General features: G+C 60.7%; 19 protein-coding genes and 1 pseudogene. 12 read left to right on the forward strand and 8 right to left on the reverse strand.

Going from position 1 to position 23,289, the window contains the following annotated elements; genetic code table 11:
- Positions 1–148 precede the first annotated feature (148 nt).
- The 3 genes from ACQKRQ_RS26360 to pcaB form a co-directional block, all read right to left on the reverse strand.
- A complete protein-coding gene (locus ACQKRQ_RS26360; RefSeq protein WP_427480449.1) occupies positions 149–1,549 on the reverse strand; it encodes a class II fumarate hydratase in 1,401 nt (466 codons plus the stop codon).
- Between the two features lie 306 nt (positions 1,550–1,855).
- Positions 1,856–3,271, reverse strand: coding sequence for a cation:dicarboxylate symporter family transporter (locus ACQKRQ_RS26365; RefSeq protein ID WP_427480451.1), 1,416 nt, complete (start codon positions 3,269–3,271; stop codon positions 1,856–1,858).
- 27 nt (positions 3,272–3,298) lie between these two features.
- Entirely contained in the window at positions 3,299–4,669 is a 1,371-nt protein-coding gene (gene pcaB, locus ACQKRQ_RS26370) for a 3-carboxy-cis,cis-muconate cycloisomerase (RefSeq protein WP_427480453.1), read from the reverse strand.
- Between the two features lie 160 nt (positions 4,670–4,829).
- Between pcaB and ACQKRQ_RS26375 the strand changes: the two genes are divergently transcribed.
- Complete coding sequence (locus ACQKRQ_RS26375) at positions 4,830–5,561, forward strand: GntR family transcriptional regulator (protein ID WP_427480454.1); 732 nt, start codon at positions 4,830–4,832, stop codon at positions 5,559–5,561.
- A gap of 318 nt (positions 5,562–5,879) precedes the next feature.
- Here ACQKRQ_RS26375 and ACQKRQ_RS26380 read toward each other — a convergent pair whose 3' ends face one another.
- The 4 genes from ACQKRQ_RS26380 to ACQKRQ_RS26395 all read right to left on the reverse strand — a co-directional run bounded on the left by ACQKRQ_RS26380 (position 5,880) and on the right by ACQKRQ_RS26395 (position 9,062).
- On the reverse strand, positions 5,880–6,185 hold the full coding sequence (locus ACQKRQ_RS26380) for a disulfide bond formation protein B (RefSeq protein WP_427480455.1): 306 nt from the start codon (positions 6,183–6,185) through the stop codon (positions 5,880–5,882).
- The gene (locus ACQKRQ_RS26385; RefSeq protein ID WP_427480456.1) at positions 6,178–6,750 is read right to left on the reverse strand and encodes a TetR/AcrR family transcriptional regulator; all 573 of its coding nucleotides are present in this window, start codon (positions 6,748–6,750) and stop codon (positions 6,178–6,180) included. The genes ACQKRQ_RS26380 and ACQKRQ_RS26385 overlap by 8 nt, the downstream gene beginning before the upstream one ends.
- A gap of 73 nt (positions 6,751–6,823) precedes the next feature.
- On the reverse strand, positions 6,824–7,315 hold the full coding sequence (locus ACQKRQ_RS26390; protein ID WP_427480458.1) for a DUF302 domain-containing protein: 492 nt from the start codon (positions 7,313–7,315) through the stop codon (positions 6,824–6,826).
- Between the two features lie 61 nt (positions 7,316–7,376).
- Complete coding sequence (locus tag ACQKRQ_RS26395; RefSeq protein WP_427480460.1) at positions 7,377–9,062, reverse strand: amidase family protein; 1,686 nt, start codon at positions 9,060–9,062, stop codon at positions 7,377–7,379.
- A 394-nt stretch (positions 9,063–9,456) separates the two neighbouring features.
- Here ACQKRQ_RS26395 and ACQKRQ_RS26400 point away from each other — a divergent pair, with 394 nt between their 5' ends.
- Positions 9,457–9,945: a cache domain-containing protein gene (locus tag ACQKRQ_RS26400; RefSeq protein ID WP_427480461.1), complete on the forward strand. Its 489-nt coding sequence runs from the start codon at positions 9,457–9,459 to the stop codon at positions 9,943–9,945.
- A 552-nt stretch (positions 9,946–10,497) separates the two neighbouring features.
- A complete protein-coding gene (locus ACQKRQ_RS26405) occupies positions 10,498–11,280 on the forward strand; it encodes a hypothetical protein (RefSeq protein ID WP_427480463.1) in 783 nt (260 codons plus the stop codon).
- 123 nt (positions 11,281–11,403) lie between these two features.
- Here ACQKRQ_RS26405 and ACQKRQ_RS26410 read toward each other — a convergent pair.
- Positions 11,404–12,242 (reverse strand): annotated as a pseudogene (locus tag ACQKRQ_RS26410) (IS256 family transposase); the annotation flags it as partial.
- 488 nt (positions 12,243–12,730) lie between these two features.
- Between ACQKRQ_RS26410 and ACQKRQ_RS26415 the strand changes: the two are divergent.
- The 9 genes from ACQKRQ_RS26415 (at position 12,731) to ACQKRQ_RS26455 (ending at position 23,216) form a co-directional block, all read left to right on the forward strand.
- Positions 12,731–13,633: a LysR family transcriptional regulator gene (locus ACQKRQ_RS26415; RefSeq protein WP_427480465.1), complete on the forward strand. Its 903-nt coding sequence runs from the start codon at positions 12,731–12,733 to the stop codon at positions 13,631–13,633.
- A gap of 318 nt (positions 13,634–13,951) precedes the next feature.
- Complete coding sequence (locus ACQKRQ_RS26420) at positions 13,952–14,824, forward strand: cyclase family protein (protein WP_427480467.1); 873 nt, start codon at positions 13,952–13,954, stop codon at positions 14,822–14,824.
- A 12-nt stretch (positions 14,825–14,836) separates the two neighbouring features.
- Positions 14,837–15,964, forward strand: coding sequence for a CaiB/BaiF CoA transferase family protein (locus ACQKRQ_RS26425; RefSeq protein ID WP_427480469.1), 1,128 nt, complete (start codon positions 14,837–14,839; stop codon positions 15,962–15,964).
- Positions 15,965–15,986: 22 nt separating this feature from the next.
- Positions 15,987–17,126, forward strand: a complete 1,140-nt coding sequence (locus tag ACQKRQ_RS26430; protein WP_427480471.1) for a thiolase family protein — start codon at positions 15,987–15,989, stop codon at positions 17,124–17,126.
- The gene (locus ACQKRQ_RS26435; protein ID WP_427480473.1) at positions 17,123–18,301 is read left to right on the forward strand and encodes a thiolase family protein; all 1,179 of its coding nucleotides are present in this window, start codon (positions 17,123–17,125) and stop codon (positions 18,299–18,301) included. Before ACQKRQ_RS26430 ends, ACQKRQ_RS26435 begins: the two co-directional genes overlap by 4 nt.
- A 14-nt stretch (positions 18,302–18,315) precedes the next feature.
- Entirely contained in the window at positions 18,316–18,774 is a 459-nt protein-coding gene (locus ACQKRQ_RS26440) for a Zn-ribbon domain-containing OB-fold protein (protein ID WP_427480475.1), read from the forward strand.
- A gap of 146 nt (positions 18,775–18,920) precedes the next feature.
- Positions 18,921–20,030 (forward strand): porin, encoded by a 1,110-nt coding sequence (locus ACQKRQ_RS26445; protein ID WP_427480477.1) that lies wholly within the window; start codon positions 18,921–18,923, stop codon positions 20,028–20,030.
- 80 nt (positions 20,031–20,110) lie between these two features.
- Positions 20,111–21,505: an MFS transporter gene (locus ACQKRQ_RS26450; protein ID WP_427480479.1), complete on the forward strand. Its 1,395-nt coding sequence runs from the start codon at positions 20,111–20,113 to the stop codon at positions 21,503–21,505.
- Between the two features lie 73 nt (positions 21,506–21,578).
- A complete protein-coding gene (locus ACQKRQ_RS26455; RefSeq protein ID WP_427480481.1) occupies positions 21,579–23,216 on the forward strand; it encodes a class I adenylate-forming enzyme family protein in 1,638 nt (545 codons plus the stop codon).
- The last annotated feature ends 73 nt before the right edge of the window (positions 23,217–23,289 follow it).

The raw sequence follows: 23,289 nt of genomic DNA on the forward strand, positions 1-23,289 counted from the left end.
GTCGGTGCGTCCACTGTCGCGCTCATAACCACCGTTCGCAAGTGAATGTTGCTGGAGACCCCATTCCTGCGGTCAAGCAAGAGCGTTAATGATCCACTACCGATAGTGATGAGTTGGCCGGAAAGGACCGCCCGAGGGCGTGAGACAGCTAGAGCCGCCCGCCTCGAGCCAGCACGGCTGGATCAACCAGCCGATCGTACTCGTCGCCGTCAATAAAACCGAGCGCGATTGCTGCCGCACGCGGCGTGATCCGATCCTTCAAGGCTGTTGCCGTGATCTGCGCAACTCGGTCATATCCGAGTATTGGATTTAGTGCCGTTACTGCGAGCAGTGCCTGGTTCACATTCTTGACAAGACGTTCACGATCAACTTCAATTCCGCAAACGAGTCGCCGTGAAAATACGCGGACGGAGTCGGCGATAACACGCAGCGACTGCAGCAGATTGTAGATCAACACCGGCTTTGCGACATTCAATTCGAAGTTGCCGGATGCGCCAGCGAGCGTGATCGTTTGGTGATTGCCGATTACCTGAAAACACCCCTGCACAAGAACCTCCGCAACCGTGGGATTACGCTTGCCGGGCATGATCGAAGAAGTCAGCCCGTCGTCGGGGATCAGCAATTCGCCAAGCCCGCAACGGGGACCGGACCCAAGAAATCGTATGTCGTTCGCTATCTTCAGCAGCGAGGTAGCAATTGTGTTTAGCGCACCCGAGGCCTCCACCAAAGCGTCGTGTGCCGCCATCCCTTCGAATTTGTGCGGATTGGGAGCGAACGCCAGTCCGGTTGCCTCCGCGAGCGTCGCGCAAAAGAAGCTGTCGAAGTCCCGGGGCGCGTTCAATCCCGTGCCGGCTGCCGTGCCGCCCTGAGGGACGGTCAAGAGTCGCGGCAACGCACCGTCGACGCGCGCAAGAGCATTGGAGATCTGGTGCTCGAACGTCGCGAACGTTTGGCCCATCGTCATCGGCACCGCGTCCATCAGGTGCGTACGGGCGATTTTTACTACGCTGGCAAATGCATGACTACGCTCCGCGAGCGCCGAACGCAGTTCATCTAGCGCGGGTCGCAAGCGTTCCGTCATCTCGATCGCGGCCGCTACGTGCATCACCGTCGGGAAGCTGTCGTTCGACGATTGCGACGCGTTGACGTGATCGTTCGGATGGACGGGCGCCTTGGTCCCAAGCGGGCGCCCGAGTAGCTCGTTCGCCCGATTCGCAATGACCTCGTTCGCGTTCATATTGGTCTGTGTCCCCGACCCCGTTTGCCATATCGTGAGCGGGAAATGGTCGTCCCATAGCCCTTCATGCAGTTCAAGAGCGGCCGTCTCGATCGCTGAGGCAAGCACCGGAGCGAGCACGCCGCACTGCACGTTGGCCCGTGCGGCAGCGAACTTTTGCAAACCGAAGGTGCGCACTAATACCGCCGGGAAACGCTCTTCGCCTATTTCGAATACGCCAAGTGCTCGTTGAGTCTGCGCTCCCCAATACCGATCCGAACGAATTTCGACAGTGCCAAAGGCATCCTGCTCAGTCCGTGTTGCTGCCGTCATGGTGATACTCCCAATGGTCGTGATGGTGCCTGTTTATGATGCAGCTTGATGCGGTCCGCCGCGATGGCGACTAGCGTTGGAAGAATTTGAACAGTAAGTCTTGGCGCCACCGTTAGACTGGGCCGACTCACGTCACGCGTGCCACTGCGCCCTGCGTCTGCTGTCGCGATCAACGGTTAGCCGAGGCGCCTTTCGGCCAGACTGATCGATCGAATACCGTTTCAATACCGTTGCCCTGAATCTGCCATCTGAGCAACGCGGCGCGCACGATTGGGAACAGCGCGCGTGGGCGGTCGGTCAATCGAATCACGGTGTGTTGCCGGCGCTTTTCAAAGGAATTCCGGCAGGGTGCGGATTTGCGTCGTTCATGTCCTCGGGCAGCAAGTTGCCGTCGGCAAGACGCTCGTCGGCCTGTGCGGTGTCCGGATAGCGCTCCGGATAAAAGTGCCGCTCGGCAATTTGCGCGTCGAACGTGCGCGACCACTTTGCGATCACGACCGTGGCGAGGCTGTTGCCGATCGTGTTGCAGGTGGCGATCGCCATCGACATGAAGCGGTACACGCCGAAGATGATTGCTACGCCTTCGACGGGCAGAATGCCGGTCGAAGCAACCGTCGCCGCGAACACCACGAACGACCCCCCCGACACCGTGGCCGCGCCCTTGGACGTGAGCAGCATCAGCAATAGCAGCCCGATCTGATGCTCCAGCGTGATCGGTACGCCGTACGCGTGGGCAATGAACAGCACGCCCATCGACATGAAGAGCGATGTGCCGTCGAGATTGAACGCATAGCCGGTAGGCAGCACGAGACCGACCGTCTGCTTGGCGCAGCCGAGCCGTTCAAGCTTGATCAAAAGGCGCGGCAGTGCACTCTCGGAAGAAGCGGTCCCGAGCACGATGAAGATCTCATCCTTGATGTAGCGCAGGAAGCGCCACAGACTAAAACCTGCGAGCTTCGCGATAATTCCCATGACAACGACGATGAACAGGATCACGACCGCATAGAAGCTCAAGACGAGCTGGGCAAGCGCAATCAGCACAGCAGTACCGTTGCTGCCCACCGAGTAAGCGACGGCGCCGAAGGTGCCAAGCGGGGCCAGCTTCATGACCAGGTTGATAAACGAGAACAGGACTTCCGAAACCAGGTCGAGTCCCTCGTTGATCCTGACGCGGCGGCGTTCAGGAATCGCAAGTATGCCGATACCGACCATGACGGCCAGCACCACCACCTGCAGCAATTCCCCCTTCACGAAAGCGCCGATAAAGTTGTCTGGCACGATGTGCATGACAAACGCGACGAAGCCGTGTGAGTCCATCTTTGCAACCACCGGCGGTGCTGCTCCAACGGCGACGGCCGTCATGCCTTTTCCGGTTTGCAGCAGGTTGCCCGCCAGCAGGCCGACCATCAACGCAATGGTCGATACCACTTCGAAATAGACAATCGAGCGCCATCCTACGCGGCCCGCGCTTTTGACGTCACCGGCCGATGCGATGCCATGCACGATGGTCAGAAACACCAGCGGCGCGACACCGGCCTTGATAAGCGACAGGAAGATGTCGCCCAGTACCTTAAGCTGTCCACCCACCTTCGGAAAAATCAGCCCGACGGCAATTCCGAGAATCAGTCCGACCAGAACCTGCATGCCGAGCTTGCGGTACCACGGCAGCTTTCTGGGCGGCGGCACGTTCGGCGTTTCGTTTGATGCGATCTCGTTGTTCATGATGTGTGCTTCTCCACGTCCTTTCACTCAGATGCCGCTGGACAATTCGACGGCGCGATCAACCATTTGCGGCGCGAGGCCAAGATAGTTGGCTGGATCGGTCATCCGGTCGATCGCCGCGCGGTCGAAGTGCGTCGTGACGTCGGGCAGCGCCGCGAGCGCGTCGGCGAGCGTGCCGCCTTGCTCGTTGACGGTACGGCATGCGTCGTAGACGATATCGTGAGCCTGCTGGCGGCCGGTGAACGGCGCCATGCCCATCATGACCGCCTCCGCGACGATCAACCCTCTGGTGATACCCAGGTTGTGCTTCATGCGTTCGGTGTCGACGATCAATCCCCCGAGCGCGAACTTCGCCTGATGCAGCGCGCCAGCCGAAAGGATGAAGCTCTCGGGAATCGCGATCCATTCCGCGTGCCATGGACCCGTGGCCCGCTCGAAATCCTGGATCATCGCGTCGACCATCAGACCTGCGTGCTGACGCACCGCTTTCGCCGCGGCCAGCATCAGTTCGCTGGAAATCGGGTTGCGCTTTTGCGGCATGGTGCTGCTCGCTCCGCGTCCCTTGACGAACGGCTCGTACACTTCAGCGAACTCCGTCGACGCCATGATCATGATGTCGAGCGCGATCTTGCCGAGTGAGCCAGTCACGAGTGCGAGCAGGTTCACCGCTTCGGCGAAACCATCGCGCGCCACGTGCCACGTGGTTGCAGGCACTCCTAGCTTCAGTTCACCAGCGAGTGCCTTCTGAACCTCGAAACCCTTGTCGCCAAGCGAGGCCAGCGTGCCCGCGGCGCCCGCGAACTGAACGACAGCCACCCTCGGGCGCAGCTCCGCGAGGCGTTGCTGATGCCGGTCGAACATCGCCAGCCAGATCGCGACCTTGTAGCCAAACGTCACGGGCAGCGCCTGCTGAAGATGAGTCCGGCCCGCCATTGGTGTATCGCGGTGTTTCTTTGCAAGATCGACCAGAATCGTGCGCAGCTCGCGTATGTCGCTGTCGATGACGTCGAGCGCATCGCGCACTTGCAGCGAGACCGCCGTATCCATGATGTCCTGTGTCGTCGCGCCCCAATGCACGTAGCGGCCCGCGTCGCCGCACATGCCGACGAGCTGGTGAACCAGCGGCAGAATCGGATAACCCACGATGTCTGTCTCCTCACGCATGTGATCGAAATCGATGCGCTCGATCGTCGATTCACGGGCGATCACTTCCGCCGCGTCGGCCGGAATCACGCCGACGCGCGCTTCAGCCCTGGCCAGCGCCACTTCCACGTCGATGTAGCGCTGCACGAGCGCGTGGTCGGAGAACAGTTCACGCATCTTCGCCGTGCCGAAGGCGTCGCGGAACAGGATTGAATCGACCACAGTGCTGGCCATAGGGACATTGCGACTCGTCATGACATCCTCTTGAAAGTGCCGGAAAGCGGCTTAAAAGGGCCGGTACCATTCGCAGAAGCAACGATATGTCCGGACATAATTAAATTAATATGTTCGGACATGTTGAGCAAGCTATGATTTACCCTAGCCCCTGATAAATCGACTGCATCGCGACCCAAAAATGAACAAACCGCACTTCGCCGACATCGCTCGCCACTTGACTGAGGGCATTGCGTCCGGCCGCTATCCGGTCGGCTCGTATCTGCCTACCGAGCTTGAACTGCGCGACCACTATCAGACGAGCCGGCATACGATTCGCGCAGCGCTGCATGAATTGCAGCAGTTGGGATTCGTTTCGCGGCGCAAGAACGCGGGAACGCGCGTCGAATCGGCGCAACCGAAGAACGAGTTTCGGCCGTCGCTCGCATCGGTGGACGATCTCGTGCAGTTCGGCTCCCAGCACTTGCGTCTGGTGCAATCGACGGAGGAGATCCTCGCAAGCGGCAGGCTCGCCAAGACTCTGAAATGTTCAGACGGTGCGCGATGGCTGCGCGTTTCGAGCCTGCGCATCGATGGCGACAGGGAGAGTCCACCGGTCGGTTGGACCGACGTGTATATCGACCCGGCTTATACGGAAGTCGCAGAGGCTGCGCGAGCTCAACCGGACACGCTGATCAGTTCGTTAATCGAAGCGCGCTACGGTCGCTGCATCGCGGAGATTCAGCAGGACGTGCACGCCGCGTTGATTTCGCAGGAGATGGCGGAAAGGTTGAAAGTCGAGAAGGGGAGTGCGGCGCTTGAGATTGTGCGACGATATCTCGACTCCACGGGGGAAACCTTTGAGGTATCGATCAGCGTCCATCCGGCTGAACGCTTCTCGGTTTCGATGCGACTGAAGCGCTCGGACGCCTAGCCGTCGCAGGCGTTGTACGGGCGGCGCCGATGAGTCGATCGACCGCATTTTGCGGCCAATTGGCTGCTCTGTTCTAAACCCGACGCCGACAGCAACGCTTAAGGCAATCGGCGCTCGGTGTCAGCTATGAGTGGGCCATTGCTGACGGTGGAAATGTCTCCCATGAACGGCAGGCGTGGGTCGAACAGAACCGGTCGTCGTCGGGCTCAGTTCGGCCACGAAGGGACGTTGACGTAGCCGTCTCCTGGACGCTCGTGCGACCGCTTCGCCTTCGTGAACCGCCGTTCGATCATACCGATCTGTCTTGCGTCGATGGCCCTAGTTCAAGGTTAAATGAACCACCGCAATGCCGCGCGAGCGATTGAGGCCAGCGCCGACAAATGCGAAGGAGGCCACAAGCAGAAAGAAGTACCGCCGCATGATGCACAGCGGGCAGGGGTCTTCGCCAAAGAAGAACTGTAGATCCAGCGCACCGCCAAGGAGCCCAAGGCACATGAGGCCAAGCATCGGCAGAAGCCTTCGCTCGCGTTGCAGGAGGCGTTCATCTTCTGGCGTCGTGTCGCGGTCGGGGCGGTTGTTCAGTGGACGGCTACAATTTTTGCTGCCTGACATCATGTCATCCATGCGATAACGTCAGCGCTGCCTGCACACCGCCCTCTAATATTTCTTCTGCAAGTTCTGGATCTGACACAGCCCGAGCGATTTGCATCGTACCGACCATCAGGCCGAAAATCGCAGCTGCCTGCCGTCGGGCTTTGGCCGACCCAGGGTCGGGAAGCAGCGCTGCCAGACCCTCGCCATAAGAGAGATAGGCTGCCTCATACATCTTTCTTGTGGAGTCGGACTGGCGGCCGATCTCCGGCAGCAACGCCGCGGAAGGACAGCCGTCAGCGCCCCCGGAGAGGTGAGATGTGTTGAGGTAACGTCGAATAGCCTCTTCGATAGTGCGCGCCCCTGTCTGATCGTTGGTCAATGCACAATACTGTTCGTGCAATGCACTCGAAAGCGCCTCCTTGACCAAGGTTTCCTTTGAGTCGAAGTGGGGATAGAACGCACCGTTGGTCAGCCCACACTCTGACATGATCCCGGCCAGCCCTGACGCCGAAATGCCGTCCCGTCGGAAACGCTTCGCAGCGACGTCTATGATGCGTCTGCGCGTGTTTTCCTTGTGGCCTTTTTCGAAACGCATGAGTAGTTTTACCAAATCAGTTTAAGGCGGGCGCAGAACGGTCTGGATACCTGCTTCTGCGCCCTGTGTTAGATCACGACGCTGCTTCTTCGAGTACCGCGCGAAGGTCCTTGTCTAGTTGCTGGGCAACCGTATCGATGTCCGGGCTATTGAACTGTCCAAACGTTGACACGGGACGATCGTACTCGATAGACACAGCGCCATCCGCATCCTCACTAAGAAGCACACGAATGGGGGCGTACAGCCCCGCAGCGATTTTATGTCGCGTCATTTTAGATGCTGTGAGCGGATTGCCGATGTCGTATTGGATTGCGTGCCGACGCGGACCTATGATTCCGAGCAACGCCCCGTGGTCTCGAAAACCAAAGACCGACAGCGTGGGCAGTGCCTCCAGTTCTTTCAGCGCACGGGCAGTTTCGCCGTAACGCAGCAACGTGAAAATCCCATCATCTATACGATTTACCAATCTTTCCAGCTTCGCCTTCACGGAGGCGAATGAATGATGCGAACGGATCGTGACATGCTCAACGGAAATCGTTTCCGACAAATAATCAGGCTGGGACATTTCAATTCCTCAAAGTAATTCGACCAATGAAGTCTGCGCAGCGAGGGCTTTTTCAGGCAGATCAGACCGTTGCTTGCAACGTACCTAGGACGTTTTCCACGCGGCGGGCGACATAGAGAAGCGCTCTGTCCCGGCCGAAGGGACCGTCCATCTCTAGTCCGACCGGCAAGCCCTTGTCGGACAACCCGATCGGGAGGCTGATACCCGGAAGACCTGCGGCACTGGCGGGGATTGTGTTATTTGCGAGGACGAGTTGGCTCGTCTCTTGGCCACCCAGTATGATTCTGTCTTCTTGCCCGATCATCGGTGCAGTGGACGGCGTAGTTGGCAACAGCAGTGCCTCCGCGCCAGTACTCAGAAAAGCTTCGGCGTACCGACGCTTGATTTCCTTTCGTTCGGCTCCCAGCGCACGGTGGTAGACCTCGTCCGAGATATAGCCTTGACCGGTAGGCAGTACAAGTCGGGTCCATACATCTTTGAGTCCGGGCTTGAGGCTATCTACGATCTCATCGAACGAGATGGGCACATTGTTTTGCCTAATGAAACCTTCGACCGCTGCTTTCGTCTCGCGAAAGAAGATGTTCCATGTTGCGCTTAAAGCGCGGCCCGTGAAATCTTGCCCGAGGTCAACTTCCATCACCTTCGCACCAGCATCGCGAAGTTGACGGAGGGTTCGCTCGAACTGCGTGGCGACCTCAGGCGCAACCAGCTCCAGATACTGACGCGGGGCATAGGCCAGGGTAATGCCCTTCAGGCCCGCATGCGCATTGTTGTCAGGCGTTTCGTCTCGCGTCACCACGCGATCTATCAGGATGCAATCGTCGACGCTCCGGGCGAACACCCCGGTGGTATCAAGAGTGTGGGAGATCGGAGCCACACCACTGCGCGGCCAACGGCCGGTCGTGGGCTTGAATCCGACGACTCCACAAAGCGATGCGGGAACACGGATCGACCCGATCGTGTCACCGCCTAAGGACGCCGGCACGAGGCAAGCGGCAACTGAGGCGCCGCCTCCGCCAGAGGAGCCACCAGAGACATGACTTGTGTTGTGAGGGTTCTTCGCTTGGCCGTAGGCTTGATTGTGACCGGTCAAGCCAAAAGACATTTCGACTAGATTGTTTTTTCCGAAGACGATACCGCCACCGTCTTTGATAGCCTGTACGGCGTCGGCATCGTGCTCGGGCACAAAACTACCCAGCGCAGATAGACCAATGGTTGTACGAAGCCCCTTGGTAAGGTAACTATCTTTGATCGCAATCGGCACACCAAGAAGCGGCGCGGTCGATCCGGAGGCGATTGCTTTGTCAGCGTTCCTTGCAGCCTCCAGCACGGTCCCATCGTCAATAGTGATGAAGGAGTTTAGGTCGACATGGTCACGAGCCCGCTGCAAGAGGGCGCTCGCATATGACTCCGACGAGATTTCGCCCTTGCGAATGGCCTCGGCTGCTGCTGCGACCCCCAGCGATGCAAGCGTCTTCGTCGGGGTCTCTTTGTTTGCTTCGATAGTTTCCTGCATCGCATCCTCACTTTTCAGGGTATCCACCGCCTCTGAGGTTTTTAGGCCTCGGTCGGTATGGAATTTCAATCGTAATTCTACATTACGATCATAATCTAACGGAGCGATGGTCGCAAGTGTCGGCTTGCCCCACGCAACTTCTTGCGGGGCGCCAAGTCGCAGCAGGCAGGAATGGACGAGGGTTGTGCGGTGGCCGTGTTGAAGTAGGATCAGCGGATATGCGGCTCTCAACTGGTCAACTTCCGCGCGCAGTAGCTTTGACAGGCCGTGGCCCCACACGGAAGCCAACAGGGAATGAATGGCACAGCGACGCGAGATCCAGTGACGCTTTGTGCACCGAAAGGAGCCATTACCGACCGATAGACTGTACGGCGGCTTCGGGTCGCGTTCGGCCGATCGCAGTCTTGCGAGGTTCGAACTGCATATCCCGATTGCATGAGGCGGCACCCGGGCCAGTTTCTGCCATTCGCAACCGTCCGCTATCGAGCCGACATTGATGTGGTAAAACGGTGCTGGCCAGGCTGCGCTTCGTGCACTAGTCTTTTGCATACAGAGCAGGCGCCTTACATCCAAGCCGCGACCGATGTACGGGCCGGCGCAGAACTCAACCGTTGGAGATACTGGTATGAACGGTAAAGCTCTCGTTACCAGTGTATTGCTACTGGTTGGATTATTCTGCCCCGCGTCGCCTGCATTTTCTCAGTCATCTCCCCCGACGTCCGAGACAGCGAAACAAACCGAAGCGCTGGTCGACAAAGCAGCGGCGTTGATCGGAAGTAAAGGCAAGGTCGCGTTTTCGGAGTTCAGAATCAAAGGGAGCGAGTGGTTCCACGGCGACACCTATCTGTTCGTTTACGATCTGAAGGAAAATGTCTTGTTGAATCCGGCCTTTCCCGCCCGTGAGGGAACCAACGTCAGCGGTCAGAAAGATACCAACGGCAAGCCGTTTCATGACGCCATGATCCAGACGGTTGAAACGAAGGGTTCGGGCTGGGTTGACTACATGTTCCTGAGACCAGGGCAGACTCAGCCATCGCATAAATGGACATATGTGAAGGCAGTCAAGATCGACGGAGTTCCAGGCCTGGTGGGTTCGGGTTTCTATTCGGAGTAGGTTCTGGCTAGCCTCGATTGATCGCCGCGCGACCATGGCAGAACCCGTTTTGGCAACTGGTGTTGAGCGACCGCTCTCGGCCTTCGAATTCCACAGCTTGTAATTCCGCTCCGGGTCGCGTGTCGCCAATCGACGACCGGTAGTGACCGGCCATCTTCAGTCACTCGACCTCGCCCCAACTTGAATATTTGAACGTCGGTTCCTCATGGGTAACGGACTCTCCTCAACTATGCATTTCACGCAATCGTCAATGCTGACAGATCCTGTGCTCAAGTTTTTCGGATCGCGTCCGATAATGCAGGTTAGACGTCGTATGCACTGTTAAAAAGTCGGAGAGCAAATGAGCACCGCAATCTGTGAGTCACCAGGCGAACGCTAGACGTCTTTATTCGGTGAGACGCTGTCCAGTGAGACCCAGAAGATTCGCGCAACACCTGTCCTGCTAGGCCAATCGCTCCTATTAGAATCAGTTGGTCATAACCGCAACGCTCACCTTTTTGTAAGCCTTGCACGTTGGCAATTCACCTTCCTCCATAGATTAGTTGAACAACGATGAGTCACCATCAAGATCTCAATACACTTAAGCGACGTCAAACCGACATGGGAGACAACACGGAAGATGTCCCTTTGGAGAACTTGTCCGTTGAAGTGGAATTGGCGAGCAGCACAAAGTCCGCATGCTATTTCCGTGACTTGGAAAGCCCGTTGATACGTCATATCCGAAGCGCAGATGCAGTCGTCGGATGTGTTGCGTGGCTCACGAGCTTACGCGTCTTGAACGCACTAGCGTCGAAACAGGCGGCATCTGTCATCGTCCAGAAAGAGGATTTTCTGCGGCCAGACCTTGATCCCTTGCCCGAGGATTGGAAAACTGAACTGCGCGCCCACTATGAAGCTGTGTCGCCCATTCGCGCGCCTGGTCATTGGGGGGCTGGCTGGCTGGAGATACGAACGTCTGAGGATATGGTCGGCCATGGGCGTCCATTGCACGACGTCGGAATCCGGTGCATCGGTCATCGAAGGGGTGCGGAATCAGCAATGCCGCGCATGCACCACAAGTTCTTCGTATTCTTGCGGGCGACAGAAGCGACAGATCCCGAAGTTGTCGCCGGAGCTTGGCCATATCAGCCGTATGCAGTCTGGACGGGTTCTTACAACGTAACCAAGAACGGAAAAGCGTCATTGGAAAACGCGCTTTTCATCGAAGACGCCAAACTCGCGGAAGCATACTGCGCCGAGTGGGCACAATTAATTGAAATATCAGAACAGTTGGATTGGAAAAGCGAATATGCTGCGCCAGAGATCGACTACAACACAGGTGCGTGTATCAGCTGACGCATAACCCTGCGTCTCGGCGGTTCGTTGAGACTCGCTTGGCTGCGTAGCCATTCAAGACTTTCGCCACGTTCGAATTGTGAAGTCTGCGAATAGCTGTTAGGCCCCTAGGCTTCGATCGACTTTTTCAGGCAGCTTGTAGGCGGCCTTCATGACGGCCGCGACCTGCGAGGCGATTTCACGGGGCGGGCGCTCGGTCACGTTGCGCACCTTGTGCGTGCGGCAGCGCTGGACGTGGGCGCGTTCGCCGAAGATGGCGTCGATCGCCGAACGCAACGCCTTCGAGCCGTCGATGACGAACAGGTATTCACGTTCTGTGGACAGGCCACGTTCGGTCAGACCTCGCAACAGGTCCTTGACCACTTCAGCGTTCTCGCTCGATCCGCTGGCGAGTCCCATCAGGTGCTTGCCGCCGTCGCTATCTACTCCGATGGCTGCCAGGATGTGGCGTTTGTCGACGATGATGCCGTCCATGTAGATCGCCAGAATGTCCTGGTCGTCGAAGCGCCGTCCCATCAGCTCGGAAAGCGCCTTCTCGCTGGCCTTGATGAACTCGCGCGAGATGCTGCTCTTTGCAATGCCCACGGTGCCGGCCATCTCGGGCAGCACCTTCGCGTATTTGCGGGTCGACACGCCCGTCACCATGATGTCGCGCACACGCTGCCCAAGCCGGGGATTCCGGCTCAGTTGCTCATAGGCTGGGATCGCCACTTCGCCGCCAGCCTTGCTACGCAGCCTGGGCCGCTGGACGTTCAGCTTGCGTTCATCCATCACGACTGGCCGCGCTGCGAGCCATGCCAGCGAATGTCGCCGCGCTGCTTGCCGGGATGCTTGTCGCCCGCGATTTCCATTGCAGACAGCATCAGCAACTGCTCGACCAGGCTGCGCCCGGCTTCGTGCATCAACTCGTCAATACTCGTGCGCGTGTTCTGGACCAGATCGAGCAGCGGCAACAGCAGCTGTCGGTCACGATCGCACTCCGGCAATGTGGCGAAGTCTCGGAATGTCCTGCGAGTCATGGCGATTCGGCGTTCACGGCGAACGATCGGCTGAAGTTTCCCCGTAAGCGGCCATGCAGACTCATGTGGATGGAGTGGCTGCTCAGGGTCGAACTGAGCCGGACGCCAGGCCGCCCGATGGCGGATCGGTGATCCATTCGGTATCGGACCGGGTTCGGCCAGTTTCGGGCTGTCAGTGGTCGGGTGCGACGGTCTGTTGCTGGCATGACATTTGACTTCGAAAGGGTGACTTTACCGGGATAATTGCGCGCAGCATTGCGCTGAACGCCTCAATAGGCTCGTCGCGACCGTCGTCCTTCTTGCGGGAAAACACTGCCTCCGTTCGGTCTTTCCACTTCCTTCAGTTGGTGCATTATGCGGCTTGATATGCACGGACGACGCTTCGATCCTATTGAATGCGCGCGGCGGCGATCACGAGGAGACAACGACCAATGAACATACAACAGCTCGAAACGTTCTACTGGATCACCCGTCTTGGCACCTTCGCGGCCGCCGGCGAATATCTTCATACGTCGCAAGCCAACGTGTCCTCTCGAATTCGTGAACTCGAAAGCGAACTCGACGTGCTGCTGTTCGAGCGCATCGGTCGCACCGTCACGCTGACGCTCAAAGGCCGCGAACTGCTCTCGCATGCCGAGCGTGTAGTGGCCGAAGCGGCGCGCCTGCGGGTCGCGGCGGGCAAGCTCGTGGTCGGGCAGGGACTGGTGCGCATCGGCGTCGGCGAGGTGATCGCGATGCGCTCACTGATCACCATCATCAACCGGTTGAAGGAACGTTATCCCGGCCTCGACGTGGAATTCGACGTGAATCTGAACGCGAATCTGCTGAGCAAGCTGGAACGAGGTTCGATCGATATTGCAGTGGTTGGCGGCCCGGTCGACGATCCGGACACCAAACTCGTGCCGATCGGCGCGATGAACTTCGTGTGGGTCGGCGCGCCTTCGTTGCTGGGCGATCTGATGAGCGCGCGGCCCCGCGATCTGGCCACGCTGCCTATCATTTCGCTATCGCGCGATGCGCGCACCTTCTCGGTCATGCAGGGCTGGTTCGCCGACGGGGCAGCCACGCCCACCACGATCAACTACTGCAACAGTCTTTCGACGATGCTCAACGTCGTGCGCGCCGGCATCTGCATCTGCATGATGCCGTTCGATCTCGTCACCGCCGACCTCGAAGCGGGAACGCTGCGCGTGGTGAGCGCCAATCCGCCGCTGCGTCCGCTGCCGTTTTTCGTCGCGACGCGCGCCGAAAGCATCGACCCCGCTGTGGCCGATATCGCGCAGATCGTCGTCGACGTCACGCGTTTGCCGAGCATCGATACGCAGGAAGCGTAGCTGCGAATCGCGCATCACACGCGAAATTCACCATACTTCTGCGCGTTTTTCGAAAACGCGTCTGCCGCGGTGCAACAACACGCTCGCGCCGCACAGGGTTGTCCCTGATCTACATCCCTTCAGCATCAACTGACGCAACTCGTCAGGCCCCGCCGCTGCACGCTCACGGCGCAGTCACGCCAAAACTTATCGATATCGACAAGAACTTCCCGTTTGACCCTCATAGGGGCCGCCTCTTAACGTGTGTTCACGGAGATAGCGTTGTGCAGCGACACGACGCGATTAGCGAACCACGTCAAATCCAAAGGCGAACGGGACATGAAAGAAGCATGGCAGCGCTGGGGCGCGGAGGATGAGCTCGGCGCACTCAATCTGATCGGACCGGAGCAAGTGCGGCGCGCGGTATCGCTCGTGAAATCCGGCGAAGTGGTGAGCCTCGCGCAACCGCTTTCGGCGAAGACGCCCGGTCCGAAACACCGCTGTGGCCTGCAGCATTTCATGAATCGCGACGGCGCTGATTACGCCGCGGGCGGCCGTCGTCCGGGTGGTTTTCAGTTTTCCGAAGATAGCGTCGTGATGCCTTTGCATATCGGCACGCATATCGACGCGTTGTGCCACGCATGGTACGACGACGAACTCTACAACGGCTTTCCCGGCAACACGATTCGCAGCACGACGGGCGCTGTGCGGCTCGGTGTCGACAAGATGCCGCCGATCGTCACACGCGCCGTGCTGCTCGATTTCGTCCAGCTGCGCGGCAAGCCGCTTGCGGCGGACTACGCGATCGGCCGTGCCGATCTTTTCGAAGCCGCAGCGGCCGCCGACGTCGAAATCGGGCGGGGCGATGCGGTGCTGATCCGCACCGGCTGGCTCGAAAGCCAGGCGGGCGTGAAGGATGTTTCGTTCGATATCGAACCGGGCATCGATGTTGAAGCGGCCTTGTGGCTCGCGCAACGTGATGTAGCGGTAATCGGTGCGGATAACTACGCAATCGAAGTGCTGCCGTTTCTCGCGGGCCAGGTGTTTCCCGTCCATCAACGGTTGATTCGCGACTACGGTGTGCCGCTGCTCGAAGGCCTGAGCCTGAAAGAGATCGCGTCGCACAAGCGCAGCACGTTTCTTCTGATGGCGAGCGCACTTCCGATTGTCGGCGCGACGGGCAGTCCGCTCGCGCCGACGGCCGTGCTTTAACGGAGCGCGCGAATGTCCCGCTTCAATTCATTCATGCAGGGTGTACGGGTACTCGACGTCTCCGCCTACATTCCCGGCCCGCTCGCCGGCCTGTTGTTCGCCGACATGGGCGCGCAGGTCATCAAGATCGAGCCGCCCGGCGGCGACGGCATGCGCGAACTGGGTCCGCGCGATGACGCCGATATCCCCGTGTTTCATGCGGCAATCAACGCGGGTAAGAAGATCTGCCGTTTGGATTTGAAATCGCCACAAGGCGTCGCTGCATTCCTGCGTCTTGCCGATGAGGCCGACGTCGTGATCGAAGGCTTTCGTCCCGGCGTAATGAAGCGGCTCGGTCTCGACTACGCGACGCTCGCCGCACGCAATCCGCGGCTCGTCTATTGCGCGCTCACCGGCTACGGTCAACGTAGTCCCGCCGCGAACGAGGCCGGACACGACGCGAACTATCTGGCGGCGTCGGGCGTCTTGCACCGCAACGGCAACCCGCCACGCTATTTCGATCCGCCGATTACCGACGTCAGCGGCGCGCTGTTCGCGATGATCGCGATTCTCGGCGCGCTGCATCGGCGTGACGTGGATGGCGCCGGCTGCTTCATCGATCTGGCGCTCGCCGATACGCCGATGCTGCTGCAACAGTTCGCGTTGGCGGGATACGGCGCCACGGGCGTCGCGCCGCAGACGGACGATACCTATCTGAACGGCGGCGCAGCGTACTACCGCGTGTACCGCACCCGCGACGCGCGGCACGTGGTGCTCGGCGCAGTCGAGGCGAAATTCTGGCGGGCGTTCTGTGAAGCAGCGCATCAACCGGCATGGCTCGCGCGTCATCAGGACGCGTTGCCGCAAACCGAACTGATCGGTGAGCTCGACGCGTTCTTCGCGACCTTGAGCGCCGCCGAATGCATCGAGCGTTTCGCCGCGGCGGACTGCTGCGTGACGCTCGTGCTCGATCTCGGCGAGGCCGTCGAGGCGCCGCATCACGTCGCGCGCAATCTGCTGCGCCTCGGTCCTCATCACGATTTACAGGTGTTGTTTCCCGCGTGGATCGACGGCGTGCCACCCGCCGTGCGCGCCCCATCGAAGACGACTGCCGATCCGGCATTCGCGGCTTGCTTCGACGGGCACCGGTCGACTGTTTGATATCAACCAGAGGGACTCTCATATGACTTACAAGGTACAGCCCGGCGTCATCGGCTGCGCGATACGCCCGGTCATCAGGGGACAGGACCGTTCGCTCGAGGAGATGATGTACGACACCGTGCAGATGGCGCTTGCCGATGCCGGTCTCACGATCGACGACATCGACGGCATCGTGGTCGCCTCGAACGATCAGTTCGACGGCCGCGCGATCTCGGTGATGATGGCCTCCGGGCCGGTGGGCGGCGTCGATCGCGACATCCTGTCGACGCCTTCCGCTTCCGAGCACGCATTCGTGATGGGGGCGTTGCGTGTCGCGTCGGGCCACTATCGCACGCAACTGATCGTGTCGTGGAGCCCGACTGAGGCATCGTCGCTCTCGGAAGCCGAACGGCTCGGCGCCGATCCGTACTTCCACCGCATCCTGCCGCTCGACGAACTCTCCGCGCATGCGTTGCAGGCCGCCACGCTTGAAGCGCAGGTGCCCGGCGTGCGCGATCTCGCGACGCGCGTCGCGGCGAAGAACCGTCACCACGGCGAGCAGGCTCTGCCGACCACAAGGCCGGCAGCGGGGCTCGCGCGTTGGCCGCTCGTGCCGTCGATGACCTCGCAGCCGGTGACCGGCAGTGTCGCCATGATTCTGGCGTCGCCGGAATTCATCGAGGAGCGCGGCATCGAGAACGTCGCGTGGGTGCGCGGCATGGGCTGGGCCACGGAAACCGGCTTCCTCGGCGATCGCGAACTGGGCCGTGCTCCCGCGCTCGAAAGCGCGTCTCAGCAGGCCTACAAGGCGGCAGGCATCAAAGATCCGGCCGCTGAGTTCGACGTCGCCGAAGTGACCGACGCGACGCCTTACACGGAACTGCTCGCCTATGAAGCGCTCGGGCTTTGCGCACGCGAGCAATGGGCCGAGCAGATTCGAGCGGGCAAATTCCAGCGCGGCGGCGCGCTGCCGGTCAATCCATCGGGCGGCGTGCTCACGCACAACCCGGTCTTCTGCAACGGGTTGATCCGTATCGCCGAGGTGGCCAATCAGGTGCGCGGCCGCTCGGGCGACCATCAGATCGACAACGTGCGCTGCGGCCTCGCACATGCGGCAAGCGGCTTTGCAATGCAATATCAGGCGGCGATCGTGCTCGGCCGTGAACAGGGAGTGACGGCATGACACAGGAACGCGTTGGCATTATCGGCATCGGGCAATCGGCGTTCAAGCCGCGTCGCGACGATGCCAGTTATCCGGATCTGGTCCGCGAGGCCGTCGTGCTCGCAATGGCCGATGCAAAGCTCGACTTCGAGCAGATCGAAGCAATCGTCTATTCGCTGTCGCCCGACGCGATGGTCGGCATCGGCAATGCGGAGCGTCTTGGCGTCGACGCAGTGGGCGCTCGCAACAAGCCGTTCCTGCGCATCAACACAGGTGGCGCCACGGGTATTTCGAGCGTGATCTCCGCGTATTACCACGTGGCGTCGGGTGCCTGCGATGTCGTGCTAACCGCCGGCGCGGACAAGGTCGGTGAATGCGGCGACTCGCAGACCGTGCTCAACAAGATCTGGGATCCGTCGTACGAACGTCAATTGCCGCTCGGCACGATCAACATGCTGGCGATGTCGGCGGTGCGCTACATGGAGCGCTACGGCATGACGCAGGAAGACATGGCGCGCGTCACGGTGAAGAACCGCCGGCATGCGTCGCTCAATCCGAACGCGCATTTGCGCAAGCAGGTGAGCATCGAGGACGTGCTGACCTCGCGCTGCATCTCGTGGCCGATCAAGCTGATGGACTGCTGCCCGCAATCGAGCGGCGGCGCCGCGCTGGTGCTCGCCTCCGAGCGCTATATCCGCGAGAACCATCTGGACGCAGTGTGGATCACGGGCCTCGCGCATTGCGCGGAAACCTACTGGCTCGGCGACCGGATGGCATCGAACCCGATCGCGGATCACGCTGATGCGTTCGCGCTGGGCCGCGCCTTCGACCGCGCCTATCAGATGGCGGGGATAACCGATCCGCGCACGCAGATCGACGTCGCCGAACTGTACTCGCCGTTCAGCAACACCGAGTTTCATTCGATCGACGCCGCCCGTCTGTGCGAACGAGGCGAGTCGGTGCAACTGATGCGCGAAGGCTACTTCGAACTCGGCGGCAAGGTGCCGGTGAATCCGTCGGGCGGCACGCTCTGCACGAACGCGATCGCGGTCACGGCGATGGTGCGCGCCGCGGAAGTCGCATTGCAGGTATGGGGCAGGGCCGGCGGCCACCAGGCAGCGGGGGCAAAACGCGGCGTCGCGAGCGGCAACGGCGGCGACCACCAGATTTTCGGCACGATGGTCATTGAAGCTTGAGAGGAGATACGAACATGGCAACTGAACTTCTGCGACGCCAGGAAAACTGGAATATCACTTACACCCATGCACTCGGTGAAACGGCGAGCTGGTTCTACGTGCAGATTCGCGACAACGCGAAAATCTACGGCCGCCGCTGCGCGGAATCCGGCAAAGTGCTGGTGCCGCCGCGCGCCTTTTCCGACCAGACGCTCAAGCCGACCACCGACTGGGTCGAAGTCGGCCCAGGCGGCACGATCACCGGCTTTACGATTGTCTATGAACCGTTCCAGAACCTGCCCGATCCGCCGTATGCGTTCGGCTATGTGCAACTTGATGGCGCCGACACATCGATCGGCGGCTTCTTTACCGGCGTCGATCTGAGCGACGGCGAAGCCGCTGCGAAAGAGCTGAGGATCGGCCGCCGGGTGATGACGCGCTTCTCCGAAGAACGCACCGGCGACGTGCTCGACTTCCGCTTCGAGCCGGAATGATCGCGGCAGGGCGAGCGCGGCGCAGCCGCATCGCCTGAATTACCCACTGGCGTACGACATGCACCGCCGCGCCTTGCGCGGCGGGCAGGGTTTCGCACGTCCGCAAAGCCTCGGCTACACAAAAAAAGAATCATGGAGACGATGCAATGAAAAAATTTTTGCTGGCGGCACTGCTGGCGAGTTCGGTCTGCACGGTGTACGCGCAAAGTAGCGTGACGCTGTACGGCCTGATCGACGAAGGTCTGACATTCAACAGCAATCAGGGCGGCCATCGCAACTACACGGCGGCGAGCAGCGTGATGCAGGGGAGCCGCTGGGGCGTGTTCGGCACCGAAGATCTGGGCGGCGGCCTGAAAGCGGTGTTCCGGCTCGAAAGCGGTTTTGACATCAACAACGGCTCGATGAGCCAGGGCAGCCGTCTCTTCGGGCGGCAAGCGTATGTCGGTCTCACCTCGAACTACGGCACGCTGACGATGGGCCGTCAGTACGATCCGGTGGTCGACTACGTGCAGCCGATCAGCCTCGTTGCGTTCATGGGCGCATACGGCGGCCATCCGCTCGATAACGACAATCTGCAGGACACGTACCGCGTCAACAACACGGTCAAGTACAAGACGCCCACCTTTGGCGGCGCGTCCGCCGAAGCCATGTACGCGTTCAGTAATACCGCTGGCGGCTTCAACCAGAACAGCGCATGGAGCTTCGGAGCCGGCTATGCGAACGGTGCGATCGCGCTCGGCGGCGGCGTGATCAAGCTCGATCATCCTGGCCTCGGCACCAATGGCGCGGTCGGCGGGTCGGGCAGCGGCACCACCTCCGATTATGCCGCGCTGGCCAATACTTTCGTCGCCGGCAGCGTGCAGAACGAATATATCGCCTCGGCGGCGGGCACCTACACCTTGGGCGGCGCGATGTTCGGCATCGTGTATTCGCACGTGCTGTATGAGATGCCCAGCACGAACGTGCGCTTCGACAACTTCGAATTCGACGGCTCGTATTACTTCACGCCGTTCCTGCGGCTGAGCGGCGCCTATACGTTCACGCGCGGCAACGTCGATGTGACGGATGAGCAACCGCGCTGGCATCAGTTCAACGTGGTGCTCGATTACTTCCTGTCGAAACGCACCGACGTGTATCTGATGGGCGTCTATCAGCGCGCGGCAGGCGATGCACAGACCGCGCGAATCTATCCGATGGCCGCGTCGAGCAGCGTCAATCAGTACCTCGCGCGCGTCGCGATCCGTCATAAGTTCTGAGCGCCAACTATCCGGGCGGCGGCGCGTGCCGAGCTTTTTTGGGCAGCCGCGGCTTTTGCAAGAGTGTCGAGGAGAGCGTCATGTCAGCGAACAGCAGTGAGCACACGTTGCAGGCAGGTTATGCAGCGCCGGCCGATGAATATTCAGCCGACGCCAAACGCCGCCTGGGCATTCGGGTCGTCATGTCCAGTTATGTGGGCAGCACGGTCGAATGGTTCGACTTCTTTATTTACAGCATTGCCAGCGCGTCCGTGTTCAATGTGCTGTTCTTCCCGGAACTGGGTTCGACCGGCGGCACTTTGGTCGCATTCGCGACGATTGCGATCGGCTATCTCGTTCGCCCGCTCGGCGGCGTGATCTACGGCCATTTCGGCGACCGCATCGGCCGCAAGAAGATGCTGATCTCGAGCATCGTGCTGATGGGCGTCGCGACAATGCTAGTCGGCATCATGCCCACTTATGCGCAGATCGGCCTGTGGGCGCCGTTGCTATTGATGGCGCTGCGCATGCTGCAAGGCCTCGCCGTGGCTGGCGAATGGGGCGGCGGTTTGCTGATGACGCTGGAACACGCAGGGCCCGGCAAGCGCGGTCTGTGGAGTTGCGTGATCGGCATGGGCCAGTGTTCAGGGCTGCTGCTCGGCACGGCCGCGTTCGGACTCGTGTCGCGTCTGCCGGAAGCGCAGTTGTTGTCATGGGGCTGGCGTCTGCCGTTTCTCGGCGCGGTGCTGCTGATTGCGATCGGCTTGTGGATGCGCCTCGGCATTTCGGAAAGCCCGGTATTTCTCGAGCAGAAACGCAAGGACGAAGCGCAACGTAAAGCGCCGCGTCTGCCGCTGGCTCAGGTGTTGCAGACGCAATGGCGCCAGGTGCTGCAGGCCGCGCTGATGGTGTCGGGGCCGTTTGTGATCAGCGCGTTGATCAGCCCGTTCAGCATCGCCTATTCGGTGCAGGCCGGATTTCCACGTGTGATTGCGCTCAATGCGGCGACCGCCGCCGCGCTGTGCCAGGTGATCGGCATGTTCTGCGGCGGCTGGCTGTCCGACAAGGTAGGCCGCCGGCCGGTGTTCATGGCCGCCGCCGTGCTGATGGCGACCAACATCTCCGCACTGCTCTATCTCGCGACGCTGCACGACAGCGGCATGCTGGTGCTCGGCTTCGCGTTGGCGGGCCTCGCGCACGGCTTCATGTTCGGCCCGCTCGGCGCTTTCATTACGGAACTCTTCACGACCAGCACCCGCTTCACCGGCGCATCGCTCGGCTATCAACTGGCGGGCGCGTTGGGCGGCGGCTTCACACCGCTGATCGCCGGTGCGCTGCTGGCCGCGGGCGGGGGCGTGCCGCACGCACAGTATGTGATCGCGTTCGGAGCGTTGTTCTGTCTCGTCAGTTTCATCGTGGCGCTGAAGTCGCGGGAAACCTATCGCGAAGACCTGAATGCGGTGGGGGCCGCAACTGGCGCTGGCTCCGGCGCATGAATCACCGCCTTATCGAAACGTGAGCATCGGCAGGATGCGTTCACAACGGCAATCACTTCATCACATGAGCTTTATGATGCGAGCACCTTTAAGCAGAAACCTGTTCGATCTTCTCTGCGAAATGACGGCGCAGGCGCCCGACCAACCCGCGGTGATTGCTAACGACGAGCACGTCGGCTGGCGTGAACTCGAAATCCGCGCGCGGCGCGTCGCGGCATGCCTGCGGTCGTTCGGCGTGGTACGGGGCGACCGTGTCGGGCTGCTGCTCAGCAACCGGACCGAGTGGATCGAGATCTGTTTCGGCGCGGCGCTGCTCGGCGCGGTGACGGTCCCTGTGAGTACGTGGTCCAAGCGCGCCGAGCTCGATTTCCTGCTGCGCGACGCGGGACTCAAAGTGCTGTTCACGCTCGAATGTTTCGGCGACCAGAACTATGCTGCCGATCTCGCCGCGCTGATTCCTGGTCTCGCCGACGCGTGCCCCGGCAAAGCGCTCAGCACGGAATATCCCGCGTTGCAACGGGTGGTCTGCGTGAGCGACGGTGGCTTTGCGGGAGCTTCGCAGTATGCCGATCTCTGCCGCCACGCCGTGCCGCTCGACACGCTGCCGCCGCCCGGCGACGGCGCCTGTCCGACTGACGACGCGTTCATTCTCTACACGTCCGGCTCGACCTCGTTTCCGAAAGCCGTTCGGCTCACCCATGGCGACGTGATCGAGAACGGCTTCAACATCGGCGAGCGGCAGGGCTATACCCGTGACGACCGCGTATTGCTCAGCCTGCCGCTCTTCTGGTCGTACGGTTCGGCGAACGCGATGTGCGCGACTTTCACGCACGGCGCGACGCTAGTGCTGCAAAGCCGCTTCGAGCCGGCAGGCGCGCTCGATCTGATCGAGCGGCATCGGTGCACGGCGCTATACACGCTGCCCGCTGCGACCACCGCACTGGTCACGCATCCATCGTTTTCGCGTGAACGTACGCGCAGTTTGCGCACCGGCCTCACCATCGGCAGCGCGCAGGATGTCGCGACGGCGGCGGATGTGCTCGGCGTCCGCGAAATCTGCAATGTGTACGGGCAGACCGAAACGTATGGCAACTGCTGTGTAACGTGGCACCACACGCCGCTCGACGAGCGCAAGCACTGCCAGGGGCCGCCGCTGCCCGGCGTGCGGCTGCGCATCGTCGATGCGGAAAGCGGCATGCCGGTCGCGCAGGGCGAGCCCGGCATGATCGAAGTCGCCGGGCGCATCACGCCCGGCTACACTGGCAAAAGCGAGACGCTGAACGCGGAATGCCGGAGCGCGGACGGCTATTTGCAAACCGGCGACATCGGCCGCATCGCGGACGACGGCAGTCTGCAATTCATCGGCCGCAACACCGAGATGATCAAGCGCGCCGGCATCAACGTCGCGCCCGCCGAAGTCGAAGAAATCCTGCGCCAGCACGAAGGCGTCGCGCTCGCGGGAGCGGCTGGCGTACCTGATGCCGAGCGCGGCGAGATGATCGTCGCGTTCGTCGTGAAAGCACCGGGCGCCACCGTGACGAGCGAGGAGTTGCGCGCGCATTGCCGGGCGCTTGCGTCGAGTTACAAGGCGCCCGATCGCATCGAGATCTGTAGCGAACTGCCGGCCACGCCGACCGGCAAGGTGCTGCGCAAGGAACTCAAGGCGATGGCCGCCGCGCTGTTGGCAACCACGAAGCCTGAGGCCGCCTGACCGCGAGTTTTGCTGCGGCTTCGATAAGGGGAAGTGATAGGTATCGACAAGAACTTCCCGTTTGACCCGAACC

Origin of the sequence: Paraburkholderia sp. NPDC080076 (genome assembly GCF_050281145.1) — a bacterium.
Classification (GTDB): domain Bacteria; phylum Pseudomonadota; class Gammaproteobacteria; order Burkholderiales; family Burkholderiaceae; genus Paraburkholderia.

What these genes read in the sequence shown, in the direction of transcription:
- ACQKRQ_RS26365 (WP_427480451.1), bottom strand. Translation starts at nt 3,271, where the DNA reads ATGAACAACGAGATCGCATCAAACGAAACGCCGAACGTGCCGCCGCCC.
- ACQKRQ_RS26375 (WP_427480454.1), top strand. Translation starts at nt 4,830, where the DNA reads ATGAACAAACCGCACTTCGCCGACATCGCTCGCCACTTGACTGAGGGC.
- ACQKRQ_RS26425 (WP_427480469.1), top strand. Translation starts at nt 14,837, where the DNA reads ATGTCCCGCTTCAATTCATTCATGCAGGGTGTACGGGTACTCGACGTC.
- ACQKRQ_RS26380 (WP_427480455.1), bottom strand. Translation starts at nt 6,185, where the DNA reads ATGGATGACATGATGTCAGGCAGCAAAAATTGTAGCCGTCCACTGAAC.
- ACQKRQ_RS26415 (WP_427480465.1), top strand. Translation starts at nt 12,731, where the DNA reads ATGAACATACAACAGCTCGAAACGTTCTACTGGATCACCCGTCTTGGC.
- ACQKRQ_RS26405 (WP_427480463.1), top strand. Translation starts at nt 10,498, where the DNA reads ATGAGTCACCATCAAGATCTCAATACACTTAAGCGACGTCAAACCGAC.
- pcaB (WP_427480453.1), bottom strand. Translation starts at nt 4,669, where the DNA reads ATGACGAGTCGCAATGTCCCTATGGCCAGCACTGTGGTCGATTCAATC.
- ACQKRQ_RS26400 (WP_427480461.1), top strand. Translation starts at nt 9,457, where the DNA reads ATGAACGGTAAAGCTCTCGTTACCAGTGTATTGCTACTGGTTGGATTA.
- ACQKRQ_RS26385 (WP_427480456.1), bottom strand. Translation starts at nt 6,750, where the DNA reads ATGCGTTTCGAAAAAGGCCACAAGGAAAACACGCGCAGACGCATCATA.
- ACQKRQ_RS26435 (WP_427480473.1), top strand. Translation starts at nt 17,123, where the DNA reads ATGACACAGGAACGCGTTGGCATTATCGGCATCGGGCAATCGGCGTTC.
- ACQKRQ_RS26440 (WP_427480475.1), top strand. Translation starts at nt 18,316, where the DNA reads ATGGCAACTGAACTTCTGCGACGCCAGGAAAACTGGAATATCACTTAC.
- ACQKRQ_RS26420 (WP_427480467.1), top strand. Translation starts at nt 13,952, where the DNA reads ATGAAAGAAGCATGGCAGCGCTGGGGCGCGGAGGATGAGCTCGGCGCA.
- ACQKRQ_RS26455 (WP_427480481.1), top strand. Translation starts at nt 21,579, where the DNA reads ATGATGCGAGCACCTTTAAGCAGAAACCTGTTCGATCTTCTCTGCGAA.
- ACQKRQ_RS26450 (WP_427480479.1), top strand. Translation starts at nt 20,111, where the DNA reads ATGTCAGCGAACAGCAGTGAGCACACGTTGCAGGCAGGTTATGCAGCG.
- ACQKRQ_RS26430 (WP_427480471.1), top strand. Translation starts at nt 15,987, where the DNA reads ATGACTTACAAGGTACAGCCCGGCGTCATCGGCTGCGCGATACGCCCG.
- ACQKRQ_RS26360 (WP_427480449.1), bottom strand. Translation starts at nt 1,549, where the DNA reads ATGACGGCAGCAACACGGACTGAGCAGGATGCCTTTGGCACTGTCGAA.
- ACQKRQ_RS26445 (WP_427480477.1), top strand. Translation starts at nt 18,921, where the DNA reads ATGAAAAAATTTTTGCTGGCGGCACTGCTGGCGAGTTCGGTCTGCACG.
- ACQKRQ_RS26390 (WP_427480458.1), bottom strand. Translation starts at nt 7,315, where the DNA reads ATGTCCCAGCCTGATTATTTGTCGGAAACGATTTCCGTTGAGCATGTC.